Origin of the sequence: Stenotrophomonas maltophilia group sp. RY12688, from assembly GCF_052149045.1 — a bacterium.
Classification (GTDB): Bacteria; Pseudomonadota; Gammaproteobacteria; order Xanthomonadales; family Xanthomonadaceae; genus Stenotrophomonas; species Stenotrophomonas sepilia.
Genome location: NZ_CP197389.1, coordinates 2,598,232 through 2,616,380 on the forward strand (window position 1 = coordinate 2,598,232; position 18,149 = coordinate 2,616,380).

An 18,149-nucleotide genomic window follows, 5' to 3' on the forward strand; every position below is an offset into this window, starting at 1 on the left:
GGAGGCCGACATTGCGCCACAAGATGATTCCGTGCCTTGCTCTGCTTCTGTTGACCGCCTGCCATCCGGAGACCGCCATGAACCAGGAACGTGCCGCTGCTGAAGCCGATGTCGCCCAGGGTGGGCGCGGGCTCGCAAAGCTCAACCCCAGCCCGCGCAAGGCCTATGAACTGGTGCTGCGCCTGAAGGACGCCCCGGGTGATTTCGCTGTGGTTGAAGGCGTGGCCCAGTACGACGTCACCAACGAAGACCAGTGCGGCCACATCGAGCCGGCCACCGGCACGGCTGCACGGATTACCAGCCAGGAACCGGTGGAACTGCGCAAGGTCGCCGATGGCGAGTACCGGGGCACGCTGTATGTGGACCGCATGCTGGACGAGGACTACTACGGTCGTGGTGTCTGCAAATGGGAATTCACCGGTGCAGGCGCGATGCTGAAGGCAACGGGTGCTGAAGAGGAGACCCGCTTCCTGACCTTCGCTGACGCGGAACCGCTGATCGAAGGGAAAACGCACACGCTTTTCTATCCTGATCTCGTCTATCCGCGGACAGACCGTGTTCCCAATTTCCCGGCAAGTGGCGAGTCCGATCGCAGCGGTTATGCCGTCGATCTGCGGGACAATTTGTTCACGATCAGTCTTTCTGCAAGTGAGGTGGCCCCGTGACCATCACCTCACAAGACTACGCCGCCTTATCCAATGACGCATACAAGGATCGCGCTGTCGGTCGACGCGCCCCTGGTCAAGAAGAGAAGGTCATACTGAACGGCCATGAGTACAAGATCCTTGAGCATGTCGACAATCGGCTCAATGGTTATCAAGGTACGGTCTATCAACGCGTAGACAGCAAGGAAATCGTCATTGCACATCGGGGCACCGAGCAGATCGGACGCGATGGCATCCTGACGGATGGAGGCATGGTCGTCGCCCGCACCAATGTGCAGGCACCTGACGCGATCGCATTGACGCAGAGAACGCTCGAAGCCGCAGCGGCGCAGTCCCGCTTGAGCGGCGGACCAACTCCTCAAGTCACCGTCACCGGTCACTCCCTCGGTGGCGCTCTGGCCCAGATCACCTCGCACCATTTCAACGTCAAGGGCGAAACCTTCAACGCCTATGGCGCGGTCAGCCTCGGCTACCGCATCCCGGAAGGCGGCAACACCATGATCAACCATGTCATGGCCTCCGATCCGGTCAGCGCGGCGTCGCCGCACTTCGGCCAGGTGCGCATCTACGCCAGGACGAATGAAATCAGCACGCTCGCCGCGAACGGTTTCAGCAATCACTCGTTGCGCGCCCTTATCCCCGACCGGCCGATCATCGCCGCAGGCAGCTCGTTCGGCGCGCACAAGCTGGGCAACTTCCTCGGTGACGGCTCGGTGCTGCAGCACCCGGAAACGCAGAAGCTGGCAAAAGACAACGCCAGGATGATCGAGGAGTACCGCGACGACGTTGAATCACTGCGCCGTGGTGTCACCCGCGCGGCGCGGGGCATTCCAGGCGGCGCCGTCGACCTGTACGACCACATCCGCGGCCCGCTGCAGCCCGGTGAGCCGGCACGCCGCGAAGCGGAGAAGAACGGCCATCACACCAGCATGCTGCGAATGGACGATGCCAACCATGTGGGCAACCCACTGTTCAACGACGCGATCCGTGGCGTGCACGCGCAGGATGTCCGCGTCGGCCGGGTACCAGACGTGATGAGCACGCAACTGGCAGGCAGCCTGGCCGCCGAAATGCACGCAGCAGGCGGCAAGCGCATCGACGAAGTGGTCATGAATGCCGATGCCTCGCGCAGCTTCGCCGTGCAGGGCCAGGGCGGCGACCCCGCCCACCTTCGCGTATCGGTCGATACGGCAGTGGCGATGAACACCCCGCTGGAACAGAGCAGCCAGCGCATCGACCAGCAGGCCGCCGACCAGCGCGTTACGCTGGAGCGCGACCAGCAGCTGGAACAGCAGCGGAACCAGACCCGCAGCCTGCAGGCCTGATGCAGCGCGGGAGCCGGTCAGCCCGGCTCCCGCATCACTTCGAGACTCCGGCTCAGGGGCCGGACGCTGCCATTGGCACGGATGCTGCGGCCGTCACGAACAGATCGGGCCCGGAATCCGGGAATCCGCCACAGGCGCGATCGCCGGGTGCCACCGGGTCACAGGGCCACTGCGCGCGCGCGACCTTCTCGCGCAGCTCGAAGCGATCACCGGTCCAGACCACGAACGCGATGTGCTCACGGTTCCAGTCACTGTAGGCGCGCGGACCACCCTTCTGCGCCGACTCCGGGTATTGCACGAACCAACGCATGGCCGGGCCGTACTGCAGCTTGCTGTGGTCCAGGCTGATCCGGCCCTCACGCGACAGCTGGCGCGCACGATCGGCCTCCGTGACCGGGGGCATCGTCGGCATGGCATCGGCGGTCACATCCCTCGGCGCCGCATCCCCGCGGACCTGGTACACACGCTGGGCTACATAAGCCTCGCGGCAATCACCCGCTGGCACACGAACCGGCTCCGCGCCGTACTCATCACGGTTGGCGACCTGGTCGCTGCAGGTGAACGGCGCCGACACCAGATAGAACGTGCTGTCGGCGTCGCGCCCTTCCAGCGAACGCACCCAGATGTCGCCCATCCGCACGATGAAGTCCGGGCGCTGGCCATAGCCCGGCACAGCCTTGAACCAGGCCTTCTGCCGCACCTCACGCTCGCGCCAGCTGCGCGGCAGGTGGATGTCCTGCGCGGGCAGCGCGACCAGCAACGCGGCCAGATGCGCCGGCATGGTGCCCTGGCAGGCGCCAATCAGCAGGTCGCCCTGGGTCGCCAGCCGCCCGGCCAGATCCACCGGGCAGCGGGCACCGAGCGCCCGCTCGGTCGCCTGCTCTGGCGGCAACGGCACGATGGCCAATGCGGGCGGAGCGGGCGCTACTGCGGGAACGGTTGGCTCGACGGAGGCGGGCGGTGCAGCCACAGGTGCCGCCGCTGCGGGCGCAACGGGCGCCGGCGCCGGATCCGCAGCCGGCGCCGGCTGCGCGTCCACCCGCGGTGTCGCAGGGCGAGTCACGGCAGCCGGCACTTCGGGAGCGGGCGCCGCGACAACGGCGTTGGCCGCCGCGGGCGCTGCAACGGGCGCCGCCTCTGCAGGCGCCTCAACGGTAGCCTCGGCAGCGGGGGGCGTCCCCACCACAGGTGCCGCTGCCTCCTGAGCCTGTGCCGACGCTGCGGCAAGTCCAAGTGACAGCAGCCAGAGCGGCGGCAGGCGGCGCACGGATGCAGTGCAGCGGGCAGCGGCGTGCCGGGTATTCGAGGGAACGATTCGCATGTGGTGTCCTTACGAGTGGGTTTCCATGTCGGCGCCAAAGGGCGCCACGCGTCGTACGTAAAGCGCCGGCGGGCACTCTGCCCGCCGGCATCAGGTGCTACAGGGATCGAGAGCGCTGCTCCTGCTCGCGGGCGAGCGCGGCCGCGAGGTCCTGCTGGGCGACACTGGCGGCCAACTGCTGGCTGCTCTGCGCCAGCGGCTGCTGCGCCGCCTGTTCGCGCTCGACCGAAGCGCGCAGCATGGCCGGGTCACCCAGCGCGCCCTGCACGGCAAACAACGTGCGGCCGTCGTTGCCAGCCAGGAGATGATCGATGCGCGACATCCCCGCCTTCTGCGCGCTCAGCGCCAGTGCGCCGGCAGCATTGTCCAGTTCCTGCACGCTGCGCAGACCGCTTTGTGGTCCCATCTGCTGCAGATGGTGGCGGGCGCCCTGGAACAGGGCATGCCCCGGCGCGCCAGGCTGCGACATGTCGCGCACGGTGGCCTGCTGGGCCGGCGCCCCGACTTCGCCCCGCTCCAGCCGCGCCATCACATCAGGCGTCAACTTCTGCTGCCACACCTCGAATCGCTGCTGGCGGGCCTCGATGCCGTTCAGGCCACCATTGATCGCGCGCGTCGCTTCGCGCACGTCCTCGCGCGCCGCTTCCGGCACCCGCGTCTGCCACTGCCACACGGCAATGCGGCCTGCCTGCTCGGGCTGCGCGGCCAGTTCCGGGTGATTCACCAAGTCCAGATCCAGCGCCTTGCCGGCACGCTCGTAATTCTCCTTGCCGACCAGAGGCAGATAGCCACGGCCGTGATACTTCAGCGCATCGCCAGGCGCGTCATTGCCCATACGCCCGCCATACATCAGTTCGGCCAGGTTCTCCGGCCGCCCACGCAGCGCCTCCTGGCGCGCGCTCTCAAGCGCACCATTGCCATTGCGCCACGCCGCTTCCACCGGGATCTGCGAGATACCCCGGGTGAAGTTGAAACTTTCATTGAGCCGGCTCAGGCCACGGGACTCGTGCCCGGCCTGCGCCATGAAGTTGGCCAGTTCCCGGGACGAGGTCATGCCGGCCTCCGTGGCCTGCCGCAACAGCTGCGACTCCCTATCCTGCGACACGGTGAAACTCCTGCTCGATCATCGTTGGATACTCCCGCCTCCTCACCGGCATGGCACTCAGGGCAAGCTGACGTCGGCGACGACGGACGGATCGAAATCCTCGAACCGCACCCGGCCAAGTTCGGCAGCCGAGAAGTCACGCGTATGGGTGGCCTCGGTCTCGGTGTCGACCACCCTGCGCTGCACGCCATGCACCCAGCACGCCTGCTCGGCAGGTGCATACCGGAACGTGTAGACGCTGCTCCAGCGTTCGCGACTGCCGCCGTTGGTGATCACACTGAACGCACCATCCTCGATGGTCACGTACGCGAAAGGATCGCCGGCAATGCCTCCCCGGGTGGAACACGGCACCAGCTTGTCGTTGCGCGCCGCCAACTGCCATCGGCCCGTGGCGTCGCCCAGCAGCAGCAACAGCACCCGGTTGGGACCGTGCTCGCCGGGCAGCAAGCCCTCCGGAGGAGGTTGGTCGATCACCAGGAGCTGGTCCTGGAAACCATTGCCGGTCAGATCACCGCGCACGGCTTCCAGCAGGTTCGCGCCGGACGGAACGAACGCCAAGGCATTGTCCATGTGTACGCCACTCCCCTTCTCCATCCCCTGCAACTCCTTCAATCCCGTCTTGCCAGTTCCCGAGCGGAGGCCGGAAACGGGGCGATGCCTCGCACGTGCCCTGCGGCCGCCATGGCGGATGATAGCCCCGAGCCCACGGCAACCGCGATGGTGGCAAGCGTCACCCGCATCGCGGGGGGACACAGTCCTCATGGACGGAAAAGCTCCTGCGTTCGATGGCACCGGCGCGTCGGGATTTTGACGCGCACGCAGCTTACTTCGAGGAGGCGGCGCTCGTCGAAGGGGGCTTGGGATGAAAAAGCGCACTTGATCACAGAAAAAGCGCGGTTAACGTGAATGGATGCCCACTTGGAGATGACGGCAGCGCTGATCAGGCACTTAACACTCGTGCAGACGCAAGCGGAACGGGGGCGGCGAACACGGATCGGGTGACACACGCCACGCAGTCATCGTCCCCGCAAGCGAGCCCGAGCTTCAATGTGGAACGGAGCCCAGCCGTAGCTGAGAACCGCACGCGTCTTCAATTTTCCGGCGGGCAAGAAGCCGGGTGATTAAGCCATGGATTGAATCCGGAGAGCACCGTCTCCCGACGCATTCACCACCAGTTGAACATGCTCAAGCGGGCAAAGCGCTTCTGAACAAAACTGACGCTCGTTCCAAGTAACGACAACTCAAAGATCAGGGGCCGTAACGAACCCGCCCGAACACAAGCCCCATTGCGGCGCTCGGCATCAGTCGTTTGCGGTGAAAATTTCCAAAGCCTTGAAGCACTACGGCCGGGCCAACGAAACAACCAGCGCGCTAGCCCGGCGCTATCCTCGCTTCAATTCCGCACATACTCAGGAACTGAGCACGCGGTGTACACGACATGGCATCCCTGACCCCCATCCCTTATACAAAGACGAGTTGCCAATTGAATTGCTTCATCAACAGTCGCCTTTCCACCAAAGCTGGTGCCGCCGGAACCCGAACTGGGGACCACCGCAGCAACGCATTGATTCTCGTAGGAGAAAGAAGTTCGACAGGCACGACCACCTGATTGCCGGCATTGCATCACAGCCTCTGCCTCTGCGTCAGACTTACTACGCCTCCCGGTAGACACTCCAGACGCGCCCTCAGGAGAAACAGAGATCGCACCCCACGTTTTGATCCACTTCCCTGCCGGTTGCGGCGTCTTGAGCGATCCGTCACCCGCCCCAGGGATCGGAGCGCAGCCGCCTACTCCTTGGCCGCCAATCGGGTACTGTCCAGGCGGACAACGCCCCTCCGCATATGCACTTGCAGAGAACGCGAGCAGCAGAACTAACAGGATCACTTTCTCAATTTTCATAAGCTCTACTCAACGACCAAGACAATTCGGTGCAACGGCCATCATGGAGGAAGGAGGACCTAACGATTTGCTCCCCGAAGACCCGTCTCCTGTACTCCAATCGTCGAGTTTTGCGGCAAACCCATGCGTGATACTCCAGCGGTCGCATCCTGAGTACCGGTTGAAACACCAGCATTGGCGGTTGCCCGTTCGGGCCCGGCGCCGGCGCCAAAGGGCTGCCACCTATCTGAGAATATGCCATGAAGCTACCCGAGGTGCCCTGGAAGAACATGGCTGCCATTGGGGGCGCAGTCGGGAAACGCGTCGTTAAGATCGGACCTATGCCGCCCTGCCAGATCGTCGATTGGTCATGTTACCGGTGGACGCGGCCGTACGCGGGAACCTCTTCACAATCGCTGTCACGCATAACGGGGCAGACACGCGGGTCAGCGTGTGCAGCACCATCGACACCATGACCACAGGAATCGCCCTCATGCCCAAGGGCGTTTGCTGCATGCAGAATCAGTCTGACCTGACAATTGGCGACATTTCCGGTTGGCAGAAAGCTAGCGTCCGAGGCGCGCAACCGAAAAAGGAAAAGGCATTGATCAGGCCCCTTTTTCTCGAAAAATCACAGCATAATTGTAACGAGCAACAGAGCTCTACTGCCGCTAGAACTCACATCAACGGAATGACTTGAACTCAGACATGCTACATGCCGAATAGATCAACTCACAGCGCGCAGCATTACCATGCGCTTGGCATTCACGCAGCGAATTCGTTTTTGCCTCACTCTCCGATGGAGCTCTCGACGAATATGTTGCCCCCCCTTTCATCCTGAACTCACTTACTTCTGGCCCAGCGAGTGCAACACATTGATTGTGGTACTCCATTAAGATTTTACAACTCGCGCCCCCAGCTTTAGCACACTGCGAAATTGCGACCGAAGCCGCCTCTCGCTTCGAAGCCCTCGACTCCGAGACGCCGATTGCGAGCATCGCCCCTTGCGCAGGAGAGGTATCCTGAGCAATCGCTCCCCAGCGAGTCTCCCATCTCCCGGTAGGTACAGGAGCACTTGGCTGAGCACTGCCTTGACTCTGGCCGCCAGGAATCGGCGCACATCCACCAACCCCCTGTCGATCATCGCCAATGGGGTACTGACCAGGAGGGCAGCGCCCTTCCGCCCACGCGAACGAGGGAGCGATAAGCAGATAGACCAGAAGGAACATTCTTTTCATGGCAGTCAACTCCAAACAATCAACTCAACTTCCAGCGCTCATTCCAGCGTTCCCGAATTTGCCTACCTGCTGCTGCGCACCTTGACCCGCATTGTGGCTGCCCATGACCGTATATCCAGCGCCAGCCCCTGAGGCTCCACTTGCTGTGTTCGCACTACTGCCGTCCTTCGTCTGCGCCGGCGTATAACTACCCGGCGGCTGCCCATTCGGGCCCGGCGCCTGCGCCACCGGGCTGCCACCTATCTGCGAATATGCCATGAAGCTACCCAGCGTGCCCTGGAAGAACATGGCCGCCATTGGGGGCGCAGTCAAAATCAAGGTAGTCAGGATCAATCCCATGCCGCCCTGCTGCATCGCCTGACTGGTCATGCCGTCACTGGACGCGCCCATGAGCGGGAACTTGTTCACAAGCGCCGTCATCCAGAACGAGGCCGACACGCGGATTACCATGTCCAGCGCGATCGAGACCATCGCCGCCAGCACCGCCATGGAGAACATGGTTCCAATACCGTAGAACAGCCATCGCTGGAACAACTGCTTGGTCTGATCGAACAGCAGGCACAGAATGAACAGTGGTCCCAAGCCGATGAACAGGGCCATGGCGACCTCATACAGCAGCAACATGGAACCTGCCGTCACCGCAGGGCCACCCGTGCCCAGGCCGATGAACCACATCGCGCGGGTCTTGTCAGCCTGCAGCTCGGGATCATTGAGAATCTTGATCCCATCGATGCTGGACAGCGCCACCTGCATCCAGGCAAGGCTCTTGTCGATCTGCGCCTCGGGCTTCTCGTCCTTGCCGGTCACAACGTGCGTGATCAGCCCCTTCACGTCTTCCGTCAGGAATTCATGGAGGTCGCGACCGAACATGCCCATGCTCGTCGCCACCGCCACGATCAGGGCTGGCGTTCGTCTCTTGAATCACCAAGGCCATCATTGATGAGCCGATATCCCTTGAGCACTTCCCACGAAGTGAGCCCAAGCTTAACAATCCAATGCGCGCTCAGCGTATACGCGCATCATCAGAAACACACCCACAGGATTGCACGCGGGATAGCGGTACGGCCTGACGAACTTGGAGGCGATTCGCGACATCATATTGAGGAGCCCAACTGAATTAAGCCTTCTCAACTAAACGGACGCCACTTAAATCTAGCGCCAACGCGCACCACCCGTCAGCCCCAGACCCCACCTGCCAAGCAGGCATACTTGCAAGCCAGTCTCAAAATTCGCTCACGCTGAAGTTCCACTAGTACTCCTGAAAAATCGGATCAGAGCATGCGGAATAAAATACTTTACACCCTGCGCTTCCCCGCTTTGTGCATTCATCCATTGCAAGTTTCGTCGCGAGAGCCTCCGTCTCGGCTCGCCACGTCACCGCTCCTCCTCTTTCGAGACTCGAAGGGGTAACCATTGCAGCGCATTGGTTTTTGTAGGACATCGTCACTCGGCAATCACTAGCGCCTCCGCGGGCACACTGCGAAATAGCTTCTTTTTCTGCAGCGCCTTTCGAACTCTGACCCGTTGATGCACCGGCATCACCGCTCGGAGCAGTGGCAATAGCTCCCCAAGTTTTCAACCAGCGGCCTGTTGGCCTAGGCGCCGCCGTTGCATTCGCCCCACTGTCCCCGCCCGGAATCGGTGTACACCCCCCCACGCCCTGCCCACCAATGGGATATTGTCCGGGTGGACAACGACCTTCTGCGCTAGCGGACGGAGCATCCACCAAGAAGAGGATCAACAGCAAAGACAGCATCGAGGCGTACGCTGCTACCAGTTGCTTCGCCCTGAATTTATTCGCTGCACGCATCACAATCACCTTGGCTCTATCTCGGTTTATTGCCAATCCCCATCCTGCCTGGATCATGCTCGGGCGTGGAGTTAGAAGGACCGGTGAACATCTTTGTTGGAGCACCAACTTCATTAGCGCCTTCACTTCCCTTGCTCGTCGAAGGCTTATCCGGCGTGTAGTAGCTACCCGGCGGCTGCCCGCTCGGGCCAGGCGCCTGTGCCACCGGGCTGCCACCTATCTGCGAATATGCCATGAAGCTACCCAAGGTGCCCTGGAAGAACATGGCCGCCATTGGGGGGCGCAGTCAGAATCAAGGTCGTCAGGATCAATCCCATGCCGCCCTGCTGCATCGCCTGACTGGTCATACCGTCACTGGACGCGACCATGAGCGGGAACTTGTTCACAAGCGCTGTCATCCAGAACGAGGCCGACACGCGGATCACCATGTCCAGCGCGATAGATACCATCGCCGCAAGAACCACCATCGAGAACATGGTGCCTATGCCGTAGAACAACTACCTTTGAACAGCTGCTTGGCCTAGGCAAACAGCAGACAGAAGATGCACAGGGACCGCAGGACGAAGAACAAGGCCCAAAGCGACCTCGTACAGCAAACGCTCTGAATGTTGGTTTGGTCAATACTCGCTAACAAGCCGTAATGCGACCTCTAACAACTCATGCCTGTACGCCCCGGTCGCACTTCGCTCAGTAAGACTTGAAGAGCGGCTCAGTGCAGTCGGTATAGAGCACCTTGCATTGCCCAATGCTCTCCTTACTGCACGCAGCCAGCACATTCTGGGTTGCACTTTCGCGCGATGCTCCCGTGTTCGTCCTTACCTTCCGTCCTTCCTGCGCGGTCGCGTAGGCAACGCACTGGTTCTTGTAAGTTGTCAGGACTTTGCAGTCGGTCGCCCCATACTGCGCACATCGCTCTTGGGCTTCTGTCTCGGCTGCCGACTTATCCTTATGACCCTTGGATGCCCCCATGTCACCGGACGCAGGTGACAGAGAGATGGCACCCCACGTCTTGATCCAACGGCCGTCGGGCCTGGGCGCAGATGTGCCGCTCTCCCCCCCAGTTGGAATCGGGGCGCACCCACCGACACCCGGGCCACCGATTGGGTACTGACCTGGCGGGCAACGCCCTTCTGCAAATGCTTGGCCGGCAGCTACCAACGTAATCATCAGAAGAATCACGCGCGAAGCCAAAGACATATTTACCTCTTCATCAATTGCCGCTGATCTTATTCGCAGCCCGGAGCCCAGTCTCCTGGGGGGCAGCAGCCCCCCTTGCGGAACAGTGAGCCTGCCATTCCCAGCTGAATTACTGGTTTCCGGATTGACAGAATCCTGCTTCGAAGGAGCAGTTGGTGTATAGGTGCCGGGTGGACGCCCATCCGCACTCGGTAGTAGCGGCTGCGCTATCACCTATCTGCGAATATGCCATGAAACTACCCAAGGTTCCCTGGAAGAACATGGCTGCGCAGTCAGGGGCACGGTCGTCAGGATCAATCCCATGCCACCCTGCTGCGTTGCCTGACTGGTCATACCGCCACTGGGCGCGCTCACAAGCGGTAACCGCTTCAAAAGCGCTGTCATCCATAACGGGACAGACACGCGGGTCAGCATGTGCAGCACAATCGGCACCCTGACCACAGGAATCGCCCTCATGCCCAAGGGCGTTTGCTGCATGCAGAATCAGTCTGACCTGATAATTGGCGACATTTCCGGTTAGCACAAAGCTAGCGCCCTAAGCGCGCAACCAAAAAAGGAAAAGGCATTGATCAGGCCTCCTCTTTGAAAAATCACCGCAAAATTGCAACGAGCGACAGAGCTCTACTGCCGCTAGACCTCACATCAACGGAATGACTTGAACTCAGACATGCTACATGCCGAATAGATCAACTCACAGCGCGCAGCATTACCACGCGCTTGGCATTCACGCAGAGAATTCAATTTTGCCTCACTCTCCGATGGAGCTCTCGACGAATATGTTGCCCCCCCCTTCATCCTGAACTCACTTACTTCTGGCCCAGCGAGTGCAACACATTGATTGTGATACTCCATTAAGATTTTACAACTCGCGCCCCCAGCTTTAGCACACTGCGAAATTGCGACCGAAGCCGCCTCTCGCTTCGAAGCCCTCGACTCCGAGACGCCGATAGCGAGCATTGCCCCTTGGGCAGGAGAGGTATCCTGAGCAATCGCTCCCCAGCGAGTCTCCCATTTCCCGGTAGGTACAGGAGCACTTGGCTGAGCACTCCCTTGACTCTGGCCGCCAGGAATCGGCGCACATCCACCAACCCCCTGACGATCATCGCCAATGGGATACTGACCAGGAGGGCAGCGCCCTTCCGCCCACGCGAACGAGGGAGCGATAAGCAGAGAAACCAGAAGGAACATTCTTTTCATGGTAGCCAACTCCAAACAATCAACTCAACTTCCAGCGCTCACTCCAGCGTTCCCGAATTTGCCTACCTGCTGCTGCGCACCTTGCCCCGCATTGTGGCTGCCCATGACCGTATATCCAGCGCCAGCCCCTGAGGCTCCACTTGCTGTGTTCGCACTACTGCCGTCCTTCGTCTGCGCCGGTGTATAGCTACCCGGCGGCTGCCCGCTCGGGCCAGGCGCCTGTGCCACCGGGCTGCCACCTATCTGCGAATATGCCATGAAGCTACCCAAGGTGCCCTGGAAGAACATGGCCGCCATTGGGGGCGCAGTCAGAATCAAGGTCGTCAGGATCAATCCCATGCCGCCCTGCTGCATCGCCTGACTGGTCATACCGTCACTGGACGCGCCCATGAGCGGGAACTTGTTCACAAGCGCCGTCATCCAGAACGAGGCCGACACGCGGATCACCATGTCCAGCGCGATCGAGACCATCGCCGCCAGCACCGCCATGGAGAACATGGTTCCAATACCGTAGAACAGCCATCGCTGGAACAACTGCTTGGTCTGATCGAACAGCAGGCACAGAATGAACAGTGGTCCCAAGCCAATGAACAAGGCCATGGCGACCTCATACAGCAGCAACATGGAACCTGCCGTCACTGCAGGTCCGCCCGTGCCCAGGCCGATGAACCACATCGCACGGGTCTTGTCAGCCTGCAGCTCGGGATCATTGAGAATCTTGATGCCATCGATGCTGGACAGCGCCACCTGCATCCAGGCAAGGCTCTTGTCGATCTGCGCCTCGGGCTTTTCATCCTTGCCGGTCACAACGTGCGTGATCAGGCCCTTCACGTCTTCCGTCAGGAATTCATGGAGGTCGCGACCGAACATGCCCATGCTCGTCGCCACCGCCACGATCAGGGCGGCGCGCGCCATGTTGGTCACCAGGATCATCATCGAGTCCCGGCTGCGGCCGGTGACGATCCGATAGCCCTGTACCAGCACCCACAGGGTCATCAGGGTCAGCGCGATGCCGCCGACCCACGTCATCATGTTCTCCATCAAATGGAAGCCGAACTTGCCAATCCTGTCGCGCAGGTAGTCAAGAATCAGCTTGAAGAACACGAAGTCGCCGATCGACTGGATACGCACAGCGTGCTCCATCAGATCCTGGAACCCGCCCGAAAAATCAAAGTTGGCAATCGACCTGATCGTCATTCCTGCAATCCCTTGGTAATACTGCTTTTCCACCGGTGGCGACGCCCATGCACTTGCTCCGCCTACCCCACCGCCGGCCTTAATCGATGGACAGTGCCGTCTTCAGCGCGACGGTCTTCACCAGATCGCTCGCAAGAGTCTTGGTGGGATCACCCTTGAGCGCCGCCTGTGCCACAATCTTCTGGTTGGCTTCCATGACTTCGATGTAGGCATCGTAGGAACGCATCCGTCCTTCCCAGCTTTGTGCTGCCACTTCCAGATTGTTGGCCATGCGCGTCGCTTCGCTGTCCGAACCCTGGACGTTGCCTTGATCATTGCTGAGGATGCGCAGATCGAAAATTTCCTTCAGGCCCGACTCCATCTGGGGAATGGACTGCACGAGGAACATCACCGAATCGTTGTACTTGCGATTCTGCATCATGCGGATGTTCACGCAGATCTGGGTCTGCTGCTCCTTGATGTCCCCGGTCGGATTGAACACAAGGCTCTTGAAGAGATCACCGGGCGAGAAACTGCTCTTGCTGCCACAGGTCTCCGCCACCAGATAGTCCGCAGGCACGGGTACCAACGGCTGCCCTTCCGGCAGGCCGATCTTGCGCATCTGCGCCTGCACCTTCACCAGCGCCTGAGCGTACTGGTCCAGCGTCCTTTTCCAACGCTCTGCCTGCTCGGCATACTCGGCAGCGTCGGCCGCGTAACTGGTGATCGAGTTCTTGTACTCATAGATGGCCTGCATCAGGTTCGAGTAATCAAACACCGGCCAGCCTGCGTTCGCCGTCGTGGTTGCCAACGACATCACGGCGCCCAATGCCAACGCGCTCAGTCTCGTGCTGCGCGGCATACCGGCCTTCTTCCTGTTCTTGCTCAGACTGTTCATCATCGTCTCCATAGTCGGTCGTTCAAGAGCGTCGGGACACCCGACTCACGCCACAGCTTCCGTACTTGCCGTCTTGCCCGAACCCTTTCGATTCTTGTAGAAATCTTCCAGCCACTGCTCCGGCGTCAGCTCATCCACGGTGATCCGGTTGCGGACTGCAGCGGTCTGCAACACCCGATGCATGATGTCGATGTTGTCGGTCGAGGCCGAGATCACCGAGAGGATGTCGTCCATGCCACGCAGGTTGAGCTGGCAGACGCTGGACGCATGGCCCTGCTTGACCAGGAAGCAGCGCGAGCGCTCGTCCAGGGCGGTAACCACCCTGAACTCGGCCTCGGTCAGCTTCAGGCCGTCCATGTAATCGCTCTTGCTGGCGTTCGGGTTGGGCAGAAGGATCAGCGTGGCGGTCTGTTCAATCAGCGCGGCGGAGATGTCACTCTTCAGTGCATCTTCCGGGCTCTGCGTTGCGAAGATGCCCAGACCGTTCTGCTTACGGATGGTCTTCTGCTTGTTCTTCGCGAATTCCTTCAGGCCACCCTCGCCGTCCAGGATCTTCCAGAATTCGTCCATCACGTAGATCAGCGGACGACCATCGATCAGCGACTCCAGGCGGTGCAGCAGGTAATTGATGACCGGCACGCGCACTTCGGGGTTGTCGATGATGTCGGTGTAGTCGAAGCCGATGATATTGGCCTTGCTCAGGTCGACGGTATCGACCGGATTATCGAACACCCAGCCCAGCGAATTGCCCGAGGTCCAGCGGCGCATGCGCGCGTAGAGGCCATCGTCGCCCATGTTGGGCAGGCTCTTCTGGAAGTTGGTCATGCTGCGCAGGTGCATCGGCGTATCGAGCATGCTCTCCACTGCGCGGTAGATGTCCTCTTCCTCGCGGGCGCTGTACTCACGCTTGCCGGCCAGCACCTTGATCAGGTCGGCCAGGAACTGCACGTTGGCTTCATTGTTCTCGCACTGGAACGGGTTGAAGCCGGTCGGCGCGCCGTTCTCCAGGGCCAGATAGTTACCACCGCAGGCGCGCACGAAGATCTCCGCACCACGGTCCTTGTCGAAGAAGAAGATGGTCGGCGACGGCTCGTACTTCTGAACCTGGCTGAGCAGGAAGTTGATCAGCGCGGTCTTACCGGTACCGGACTTACCAATCACCATGGTATTGGCGATCGCCTTCTCGCCCAGCGAGTTCTCTGACGGATGGGTCGCGTGGAAATTGAAGTAGTACGGCTGGCCGTTGGTGGTCTGCAGCGTGGTGACGCAATCGCCCCACGGGTTGTTGTGCTGCTTGCCGGTCGCGAAGTTATGCAGCGGCGACAGGCCCAGGAAGTTCAGCGAGCTGACATTGGCCAAGCGTGTGCGATAGCGCCAGTTGCCCGGCAGCTGCGAATAGAAGGACGAGGTAACCGCCAGGTCTTCCTTGGTCGACACGAAGCCGGCGTTGGATAGCTCTGCGCGGGTCGAAGCGACGTTCTGCGACAGCTTGGCCTGGGTGTCGCCGTAGACCGCCATGATGAAGTGGTATTCACCGAGCACGAAATTACCCGACGAGAGCTGATCCATCGCCTGGTCCAGCTCGACGATCTGGCTGACTGCCTTGTCGCCGGAGGAGATCATCATGCCCTTGGTGCGGTCGAGCACCTTGAGCGCGTCCTGACGCCCCATCGGGCTGAACGAATGGGTGATGACGTACTCGTAGTCCAGGTACTTCAGGCCGTTGAGGATGCCCGGGTAAGTTCCCTCGGCATACTCCTTGATGTTCAGGATGGCGCCGAAGTGGTTGGCACCATTGGGGGTATTGATGACGAAGTCACCGGTCTTGGACGAGAACATGTGCCGGCTGACCGGCAGGTAGTCCTTGATTGGTGCCGACAGCACCGGGACCGGCTCGTCAATGCGATTGATCAGGTAGCCGAACAGCTCCAGCGTTTCCGAGAACACCACGCCATTCTTGGCCTCATACATGCCCAGGCGATACGGCGCGTAGTCGCGGATCACGGCCTCGACGTTGCCGGCCAGTTCCATCAGCTTTTCGACTGCCTGCTCCTGCTCCGCGCGCAGCTTGTCCACGTTCGCCGACTTCTCGACGAAGCGCTTACCCGCCACCACGGGGCGATAGATCATGGTCAGGTACAGCTCGTTCTGCATGATGCGCTGCGAGGACAGCATGCCCATGTACTGATCGGACACGTCCTGGTTGAAGCGCTGCTTGTAGTTGCTCTTGCCCTTCAGCGTGCGGCGACGACGGATGTCATGCACCCAGAACGCCACGTTCACGAAGTCGGGAGCACGCAGCGTCTGCAGCAGGCGGTTGAACGTGTTGTGGCGATGCTCCAGCTCCCACTCCTCACGGCCGACGAACGGCAACCCTTCCAGATGCCAGGTCAGCAGGTAGTCGCCGCCCGTGGTCTTGACCACGTTCGGGGCGACGTGCGACGACAATGGAATGAACTCGCTGATGGAGGTGTCTGGGCTGAACATACGACTGCTTCCAAAGAGGTACTGCCAAGAAGTTTCAACAGACCCGACGGGCGCTGGCGCCCGCCGGGCCGGATCCGGACCTCAATCCATTCGGGCCGGCTTGTCGCGGTAATGGTTGGGGTTGAACACCCACATGCCATCGTGTTCCTGCACGTTGCGGACTTTCAGCTTGAACATCAGGCGCAGGCCCAACAGGCGGAAGATCATTTCGTCACGCTTGGCCATCTGCCGCATGATGAAGACCGCCACCGGGATGGTGAGCAGGAACCAGAAGTTCGTGTACATGCTGAGCAGCAGCAACCCACCTGCCACCATGAAAAATGGCAGGTAGGGCACGCCCAGGAACATTGCTGGGCGCGTGCAGCCGCGGAACACAACGTTCTTATGCACTGTAGTACTGGATCGCGTTGTTGATCAGGTAGTAGGTAGTGCCGGTGCCGCCACCGCACTTGCCATCACTGCCTTCGCCCAGCAGCATGCGCGCGATCTGGCCTGCGGCACCGATCAGCACGCCACCGATCAGGATCGGCGCGACGTCACCGATGCGCTTGTGCGCGAAGGCGATCTGGTAGCCGGCGAAGATCACCGCAATGGTCACGACGGCGATGGAGGCCATGTTCAGCAGGCCGTTGATGTTGGAGAAGAAACCGCAGACCTTCTTGTCGGTACCCCCGAAGTCGGTGCCGGTGGCGAACACCTGCGGGGCGAACAGTGCGCCAACGAAGATCGTGGCCATCAGCAGGGTCTTCAGCGTGCGCTGGGCCTGGACGAGGTCGAGATTGGATCGCTTCATGGATTGATTTCCTTGTTGATGGACTAACACAACTGAATCGACCAGCCGGGGGACTGGCCGCACCACGACTTCGTCAGAACACGAAGGCCGCATCCCCTGCGGGAATCTGCTGCACCGGCGCAGCCTGCACCGGTGCGTTGAATGAATTGTCGCCACCGGCGACAGGCTGGTTGCGCTCGCTCCAGGGCCGCAGCATCACGGGCCCCTCATTGCCGGCGCCGGCAGCGCCTGGCAACTGCTGCGGCATGGCCATCGCCTGCGCAGCACGCTGCTGAGGCAGCTGCTGCGGCATGCCACCGGCCTGTTGCTGGGGATAGATGGCCCCTTGGCTGGGTTGCGCCTGGGGCTGCATCATCCTGTCCACCGAACCCAGCACCACCTTGGACAGCGCCTGGTCGGCGAGATTCAGCAAACTACCCCGCGCCATCGCCCCGGTGGACGGGTACAGCACATAGGCGCGTGCGGGGTCTTCGGACGGCACGTACACCGGGCCATTGGATTGAGCAACGATGCGCGCCTGCGCCGGCGAAGCGAGCTGCGGGTGATGCTCGACCTTCACTGTACGGCGCTCACCGCGACTGACCACGTCGATCGGCGCAACACCATTGCTGGCAACCTGTTGGCCGCGGCGGATCGAGTCGTAGATCTTCTGCACGTAGCCGTGACGGAAGCCGGTCTCGAAATTGCCCGAGTAGTAGCAGCTGAACGACTTGCCCCAATCCCCCCCGGAGCGCTTGTAGCACTCGGCGAGGATGCGCGAACCCGCCTGCAGGTTCGGGCACTGCTGGAAGGCTTTCTCGTAGGAATCCAGGCCGTACTTGCCCAGGTTGTAGCGATTGACCTGGGCCAGCCCGATCGAGAAGTTGTAGCCCTTCTCTTCCAGCATGCGCACCGTCGCCAGCGCTTCATCCAACGCCTTGGGCTGCCGCACCAGTGCACCGCCGACCACGCCGATGGCGTAGGGATTGCGCGACGATTCGACGTTGATGACGTGCTGCATCACATCCATCGACACGGCCATCTCTGGGCACGCCATCATTTCCAGTCCTGGCAGCATC

The 18,149-nt window shown here is 61.1% G+C and carries 18 protein-coding genes; 2 read left to right on the plus strand and 16 right to left on the minus strand.

The genetic code is table 11. The features are described 5' to 3' along the window. Positions 1 to 11: 11 nt before the first annotated feature. A complete protein-coding gene (locus ACS0OT_RS12255; protein ID WP_065186150.1) occupies positions 12 to 665 on the plus strand; it encodes a hypothetical protein in 654 nt (217 codons plus the stop codon). Next, complete coding sequence (locus ACS0OT_RS12260; RefSeq protein WP_442255831.1) at positions 662 to 1,990, plus strand: XVIPCD domain-containing protein; 1,329 nt, start codon at positions 662 to 664, stop codon at positions 1,988 to 1,990. The genes ACS0OT_RS12255 and ACS0OT_RS12260 overlap by 4 nt, the downstream gene beginning before the upstream one ends. Positions 1,991 to 2,042: 52 nt before the next feature. Here the strand turns inward: ACS0OT_RS12260 and ACS0OT_RS12265 are convergent, their stop codons facing one another. The 16 genes from ACS0OT_RS12265 to ACS0OT_RS12340 all read right to left on the minus strand — a co-directional run bounded on the left by ACS0OT_RS12265 (position 2,043) and on the right by ACS0OT_RS12340 (position 18,148). Next, positions 2,043 to 3,311 (minus strand): hypothetical protein, encoded by a 1,269-nt coding sequence (locus ACS0OT_RS12265; RefSeq protein ID WP_374082868.1) that lies wholly within the window; start codon positions 3,309 to 3,311, stop codon positions 2,043 to 2,045. 97 nt (positions 3,312 to 3,408) lie between these two features. Next, positions 3,409 to 4,416 carry an XVIPCD domain-containing protein gene (locus tag ACS0OT_RS12270; protein WP_065186153.1) on the minus strand — a complete coding sequence of 336 codons (1,008 nt, stop codon included), beginning with the start codon at positions 4,414 to 4,416 and terminating at the stop codon, positions 3,409 to 3,411. A 57-nt stretch (positions 4,417 to 4,473) separates the two neighbouring features. Next, positions 4,474 to 5,010, minus strand: coding sequence for a hypothetical protein (locus ACS0OT_RS12275; protein ID WP_032954278.1), 537 nt, complete (start codon positions 5,008 to 5,010; stop codon positions 4,474 to 4,476). A 799-nt stretch (positions 5,011 to 5,809) separates the two neighbouring features. Then, a complete protein-coding gene (locus ACS0OT_RS12280) occupies positions 5,810 to 6,316 on the minus strand; it encodes a DUF4189 domain-containing protein (RefSeq protein WP_081275803.1) in 507 nt (168 codons plus the stop codon). Positions 6,317 to 6,978: 662 nt separating this feature from the next. Further along, on the minus strand, positions 6,979 to 7,533 hold the full coding sequence (locus tag ACS0OT_RS12285) for a DUF4189 domain-containing protein (protein WP_321573200.1): 555 nt from the start codon (positions 7,531 to 7,533) through the stop codon (positions 6,979 to 6,981). 24 nt (positions 7,534 to 7,557) lie between these two features. Beyond that, positions 7,558 to 8,403, minus strand: coding sequence for a type IV secretion system protein (locus tag ACS0OT_RS12290; protein WP_442255832.1), 846 nt, complete (start codon positions 8,401 to 8,403; stop codon positions 7,558 to 7,560). 379 nt (positions 8,404 to 8,782) lie between these two features. Beyond that, positions 8,783 to 9,457 carry a DUF4189 domain-containing protein gene (locus ACS0OT_RS12295; protein WP_329843970.1) on the minus strand — a complete coding sequence of 225 codons (675 nt, stop codon included), beginning with the start codon at positions 9,455 to 9,457 and terminating at the stop codon, positions 8,783 to 8,785. A 125-nt stretch (positions 9,458 to 9,582) separates the two neighbouring features. Continuing rightward, positions 9,583 to 9,819 (minus strand): hypothetical protein, encoded by a 237-nt coding sequence (locus tag ACS0OT_RS12300; RefSeq protein WP_231109097.1) that lies wholly within the window; start codon positions 9,817 to 9,819, stop codon positions 9,583 to 9,585. Positions 9,820 to 10,030: 211 nt separating this feature from the next. Beyond that, positions 10,031 to 10,540: a DUF4189 domain-containing protein gene (locus ACS0OT_RS12305; protein ID WP_329843972.1), complete on the minus strand. Its 510-nt coding sequence runs from the start codon at positions 10,538 to 10,540 to the stop codon at positions 10,031 to 10,033. Between the two features lie 642 nt (positions 10,541 to 11,182). Beyond that, positions 11,183 to 11,737, minus strand: coding sequence for a DUF4189 domain-containing protein (locus ACS0OT_RS12310; RefSeq protein WP_353088666.1), 555 nt, complete (start codon positions 11,735 to 11,737; stop codon positions 11,183 to 11,185). Between the two features lie 24 nt (positions 11,738 to 11,761). After that, positions 11,762 to 12,934: a type IV secretion system protein gene (locus tag ACS0OT_RS12315; RefSeq protein WP_329843973.1), complete on the minus strand. Its 1,173-nt coding sequence runs from the start codon at positions 12,932 to 12,934 to the stop codon at positions 11,762 to 11,764. Positions 12,935 to 13,013: 79 nt separating this feature from the next. After that, positions 13,014 to 13,811: a hypothetical protein gene (locus ACS0OT_RS12320; protein ID WP_329843974.1), complete on the minus strand. Its 798-nt coding sequence runs from the start codon at positions 13,809 to 13,811 to the stop codon at positions 13,014 to 13,016. A gap of 45 nt (positions 13,812 to 13,856) precedes the next feature. After that, on the minus strand, positions 13,857 to 16,298 hold the full coding sequence (locus ACS0OT_RS12325; protein WP_329843975.1) for a VirB4 family type IV secretion/conjugal transfer ATPase: 2,442 nt from the start codon (positions 16,296 to 16,298) through the stop codon (positions 13,857 to 13,859). 81 nt (positions 16,299 to 16,379) lie between these two features. Then, positions 16,380 to 16,688: a type IV secretion system protein VirB3 gene (locus ACS0OT_RS12330; protein WP_019660289.1), complete on the minus strand. Its 309-nt coding sequence runs from the start codon at positions 16,686 to 16,688 to the stop codon at positions 16,380 to 16,382. After that, entirely contained in the window at positions 16,681 to 17,091 is a 411-nt protein-coding gene (locus ACS0OT_RS12335; protein WP_329889486.1) for a TrbC/VirB2 family protein, read from the minus strand. The genes ACS0OT_RS12330 and ACS0OT_RS12335 overlap by 8 nt, the downstream gene beginning before the upstream one ends. Positions 17,092 to 17,164: 73 nt before the next feature. After that, complete coding sequence (locus ACS0OT_RS12340; RefSeq protein WP_425604521.1) at positions 17,165 to 18,148, minus strand: transglycosylase SLT domain-containing protein; 984 nt, start codon at positions 18,146 to 18,148, stop codon at positions 17,165 to 17,167. Position 18,149 lies beyond the last annotated feature (1 nt).

Excerpts from the sequence above, each read along its gene's own strand:
- ACS0OT_RS12310 (WP_353088666.1), bottom strand. The coding sequence starts at position 11,737 with ATGAAAAGAATGTTCCTTCTGGTTTCTCTGCTTATCGCTCCCTCGTTC.
- ACS0OT_RS12295 (WP_329843970.1), bottom strand. The coding sequence starts at position 9,457 with ATGAAGTTGGTGCTCCAACAAAGATGTTCACCGGTCCTTCTAACTCCA.
- ACS0OT_RS12275 (WP_032954278.1), bottom strand. The coding sequence starts at position 5,010 with ATGGAGAAGGGGAGTGGCGTACACATGGACAATGCCTTGGCGTTCGTT.
- ACS0OT_RS12290 (WP_442255832.1), bottom strand. The coding sequence starts at position 8,403 with ATGTTCGGTCGCGACCTCCATGAATTCCTGACGGAAGACGTGAAGGGG.
- ACS0OT_RS12305 (WP_329843972.1), bottom strand. The coding sequence starts at position 10,540 with ATGTCTTTGGCTTCGCGCGTGATTCTTCTGATGATTACGTTGGTAGCT.
- ACS0OT_RS12320 (WP_329843974.1), bottom strand. The coding sequence starts at position 13,811 with ATGAACAGTCTGAGCAAGAACAGGAAGAAGGCCGGTATGCCGCGCAGC.
- ACS0OT_RS12335 (WP_329889486.1), bottom strand. The coding sequence starts at position 17,091 with ATGAAGCGATCCAATCTCGACCTCGTCCAGGCCCAGCGCACGCTGAAG.
- ACS0OT_RS12340 (WP_425604521.1), bottom strand. The coding sequence starts at position 18,148 with ATGCTGCCAGGACTGGAAATGATGGCGTGCCCAGAGATGGCCGTGTCG.
- ACS0OT_RS12325 (WP_329843975.1), bottom strand. The coding sequence starts at position 16,298 with ATGTTCAGCCCAGACACCTCCATCAGCGAGTTCATTCCATTGTCGTCG.
- ACS0OT_RS12315 (WP_329843973.1), bottom strand. The coding sequence starts at position 12,934 with ATGACGATCAGGTCGATTGCCAACTTTGATTTTTCGGGCGGGTTCCAG.
- ACS0OT_RS12280 (WP_081275803.1), bottom strand. The coding sequence starts at position 6,316 with ATGAAAATTGAGAAAGTGATCCTGTTAGTTCTGCTGCTCGCGTTCTCT.
- ACS0OT_RS12285 (WP_321573200.1), bottom strand. The coding sequence starts at position 7,533 with ATGAAAAGAATGTTCCTTCTGGTCTATCTGCTTATCGCTCCCTCGTTC.
- ACS0OT_RS12265 (WP_374082868.1), bottom strand. The coding sequence starts at position 3,311 with ATGCGAATCGTTCCCTCGAATACCCGGCACGCCGCTGCCCGCTGCACT.
- ACS0OT_RS12300 (WP_231109097.1), bottom strand. The coding sequence starts at position 9,819 with ATGTTCTCGATGGTGGTTCTTGCGGCGATGGTATCTATCGCGCTGGAC.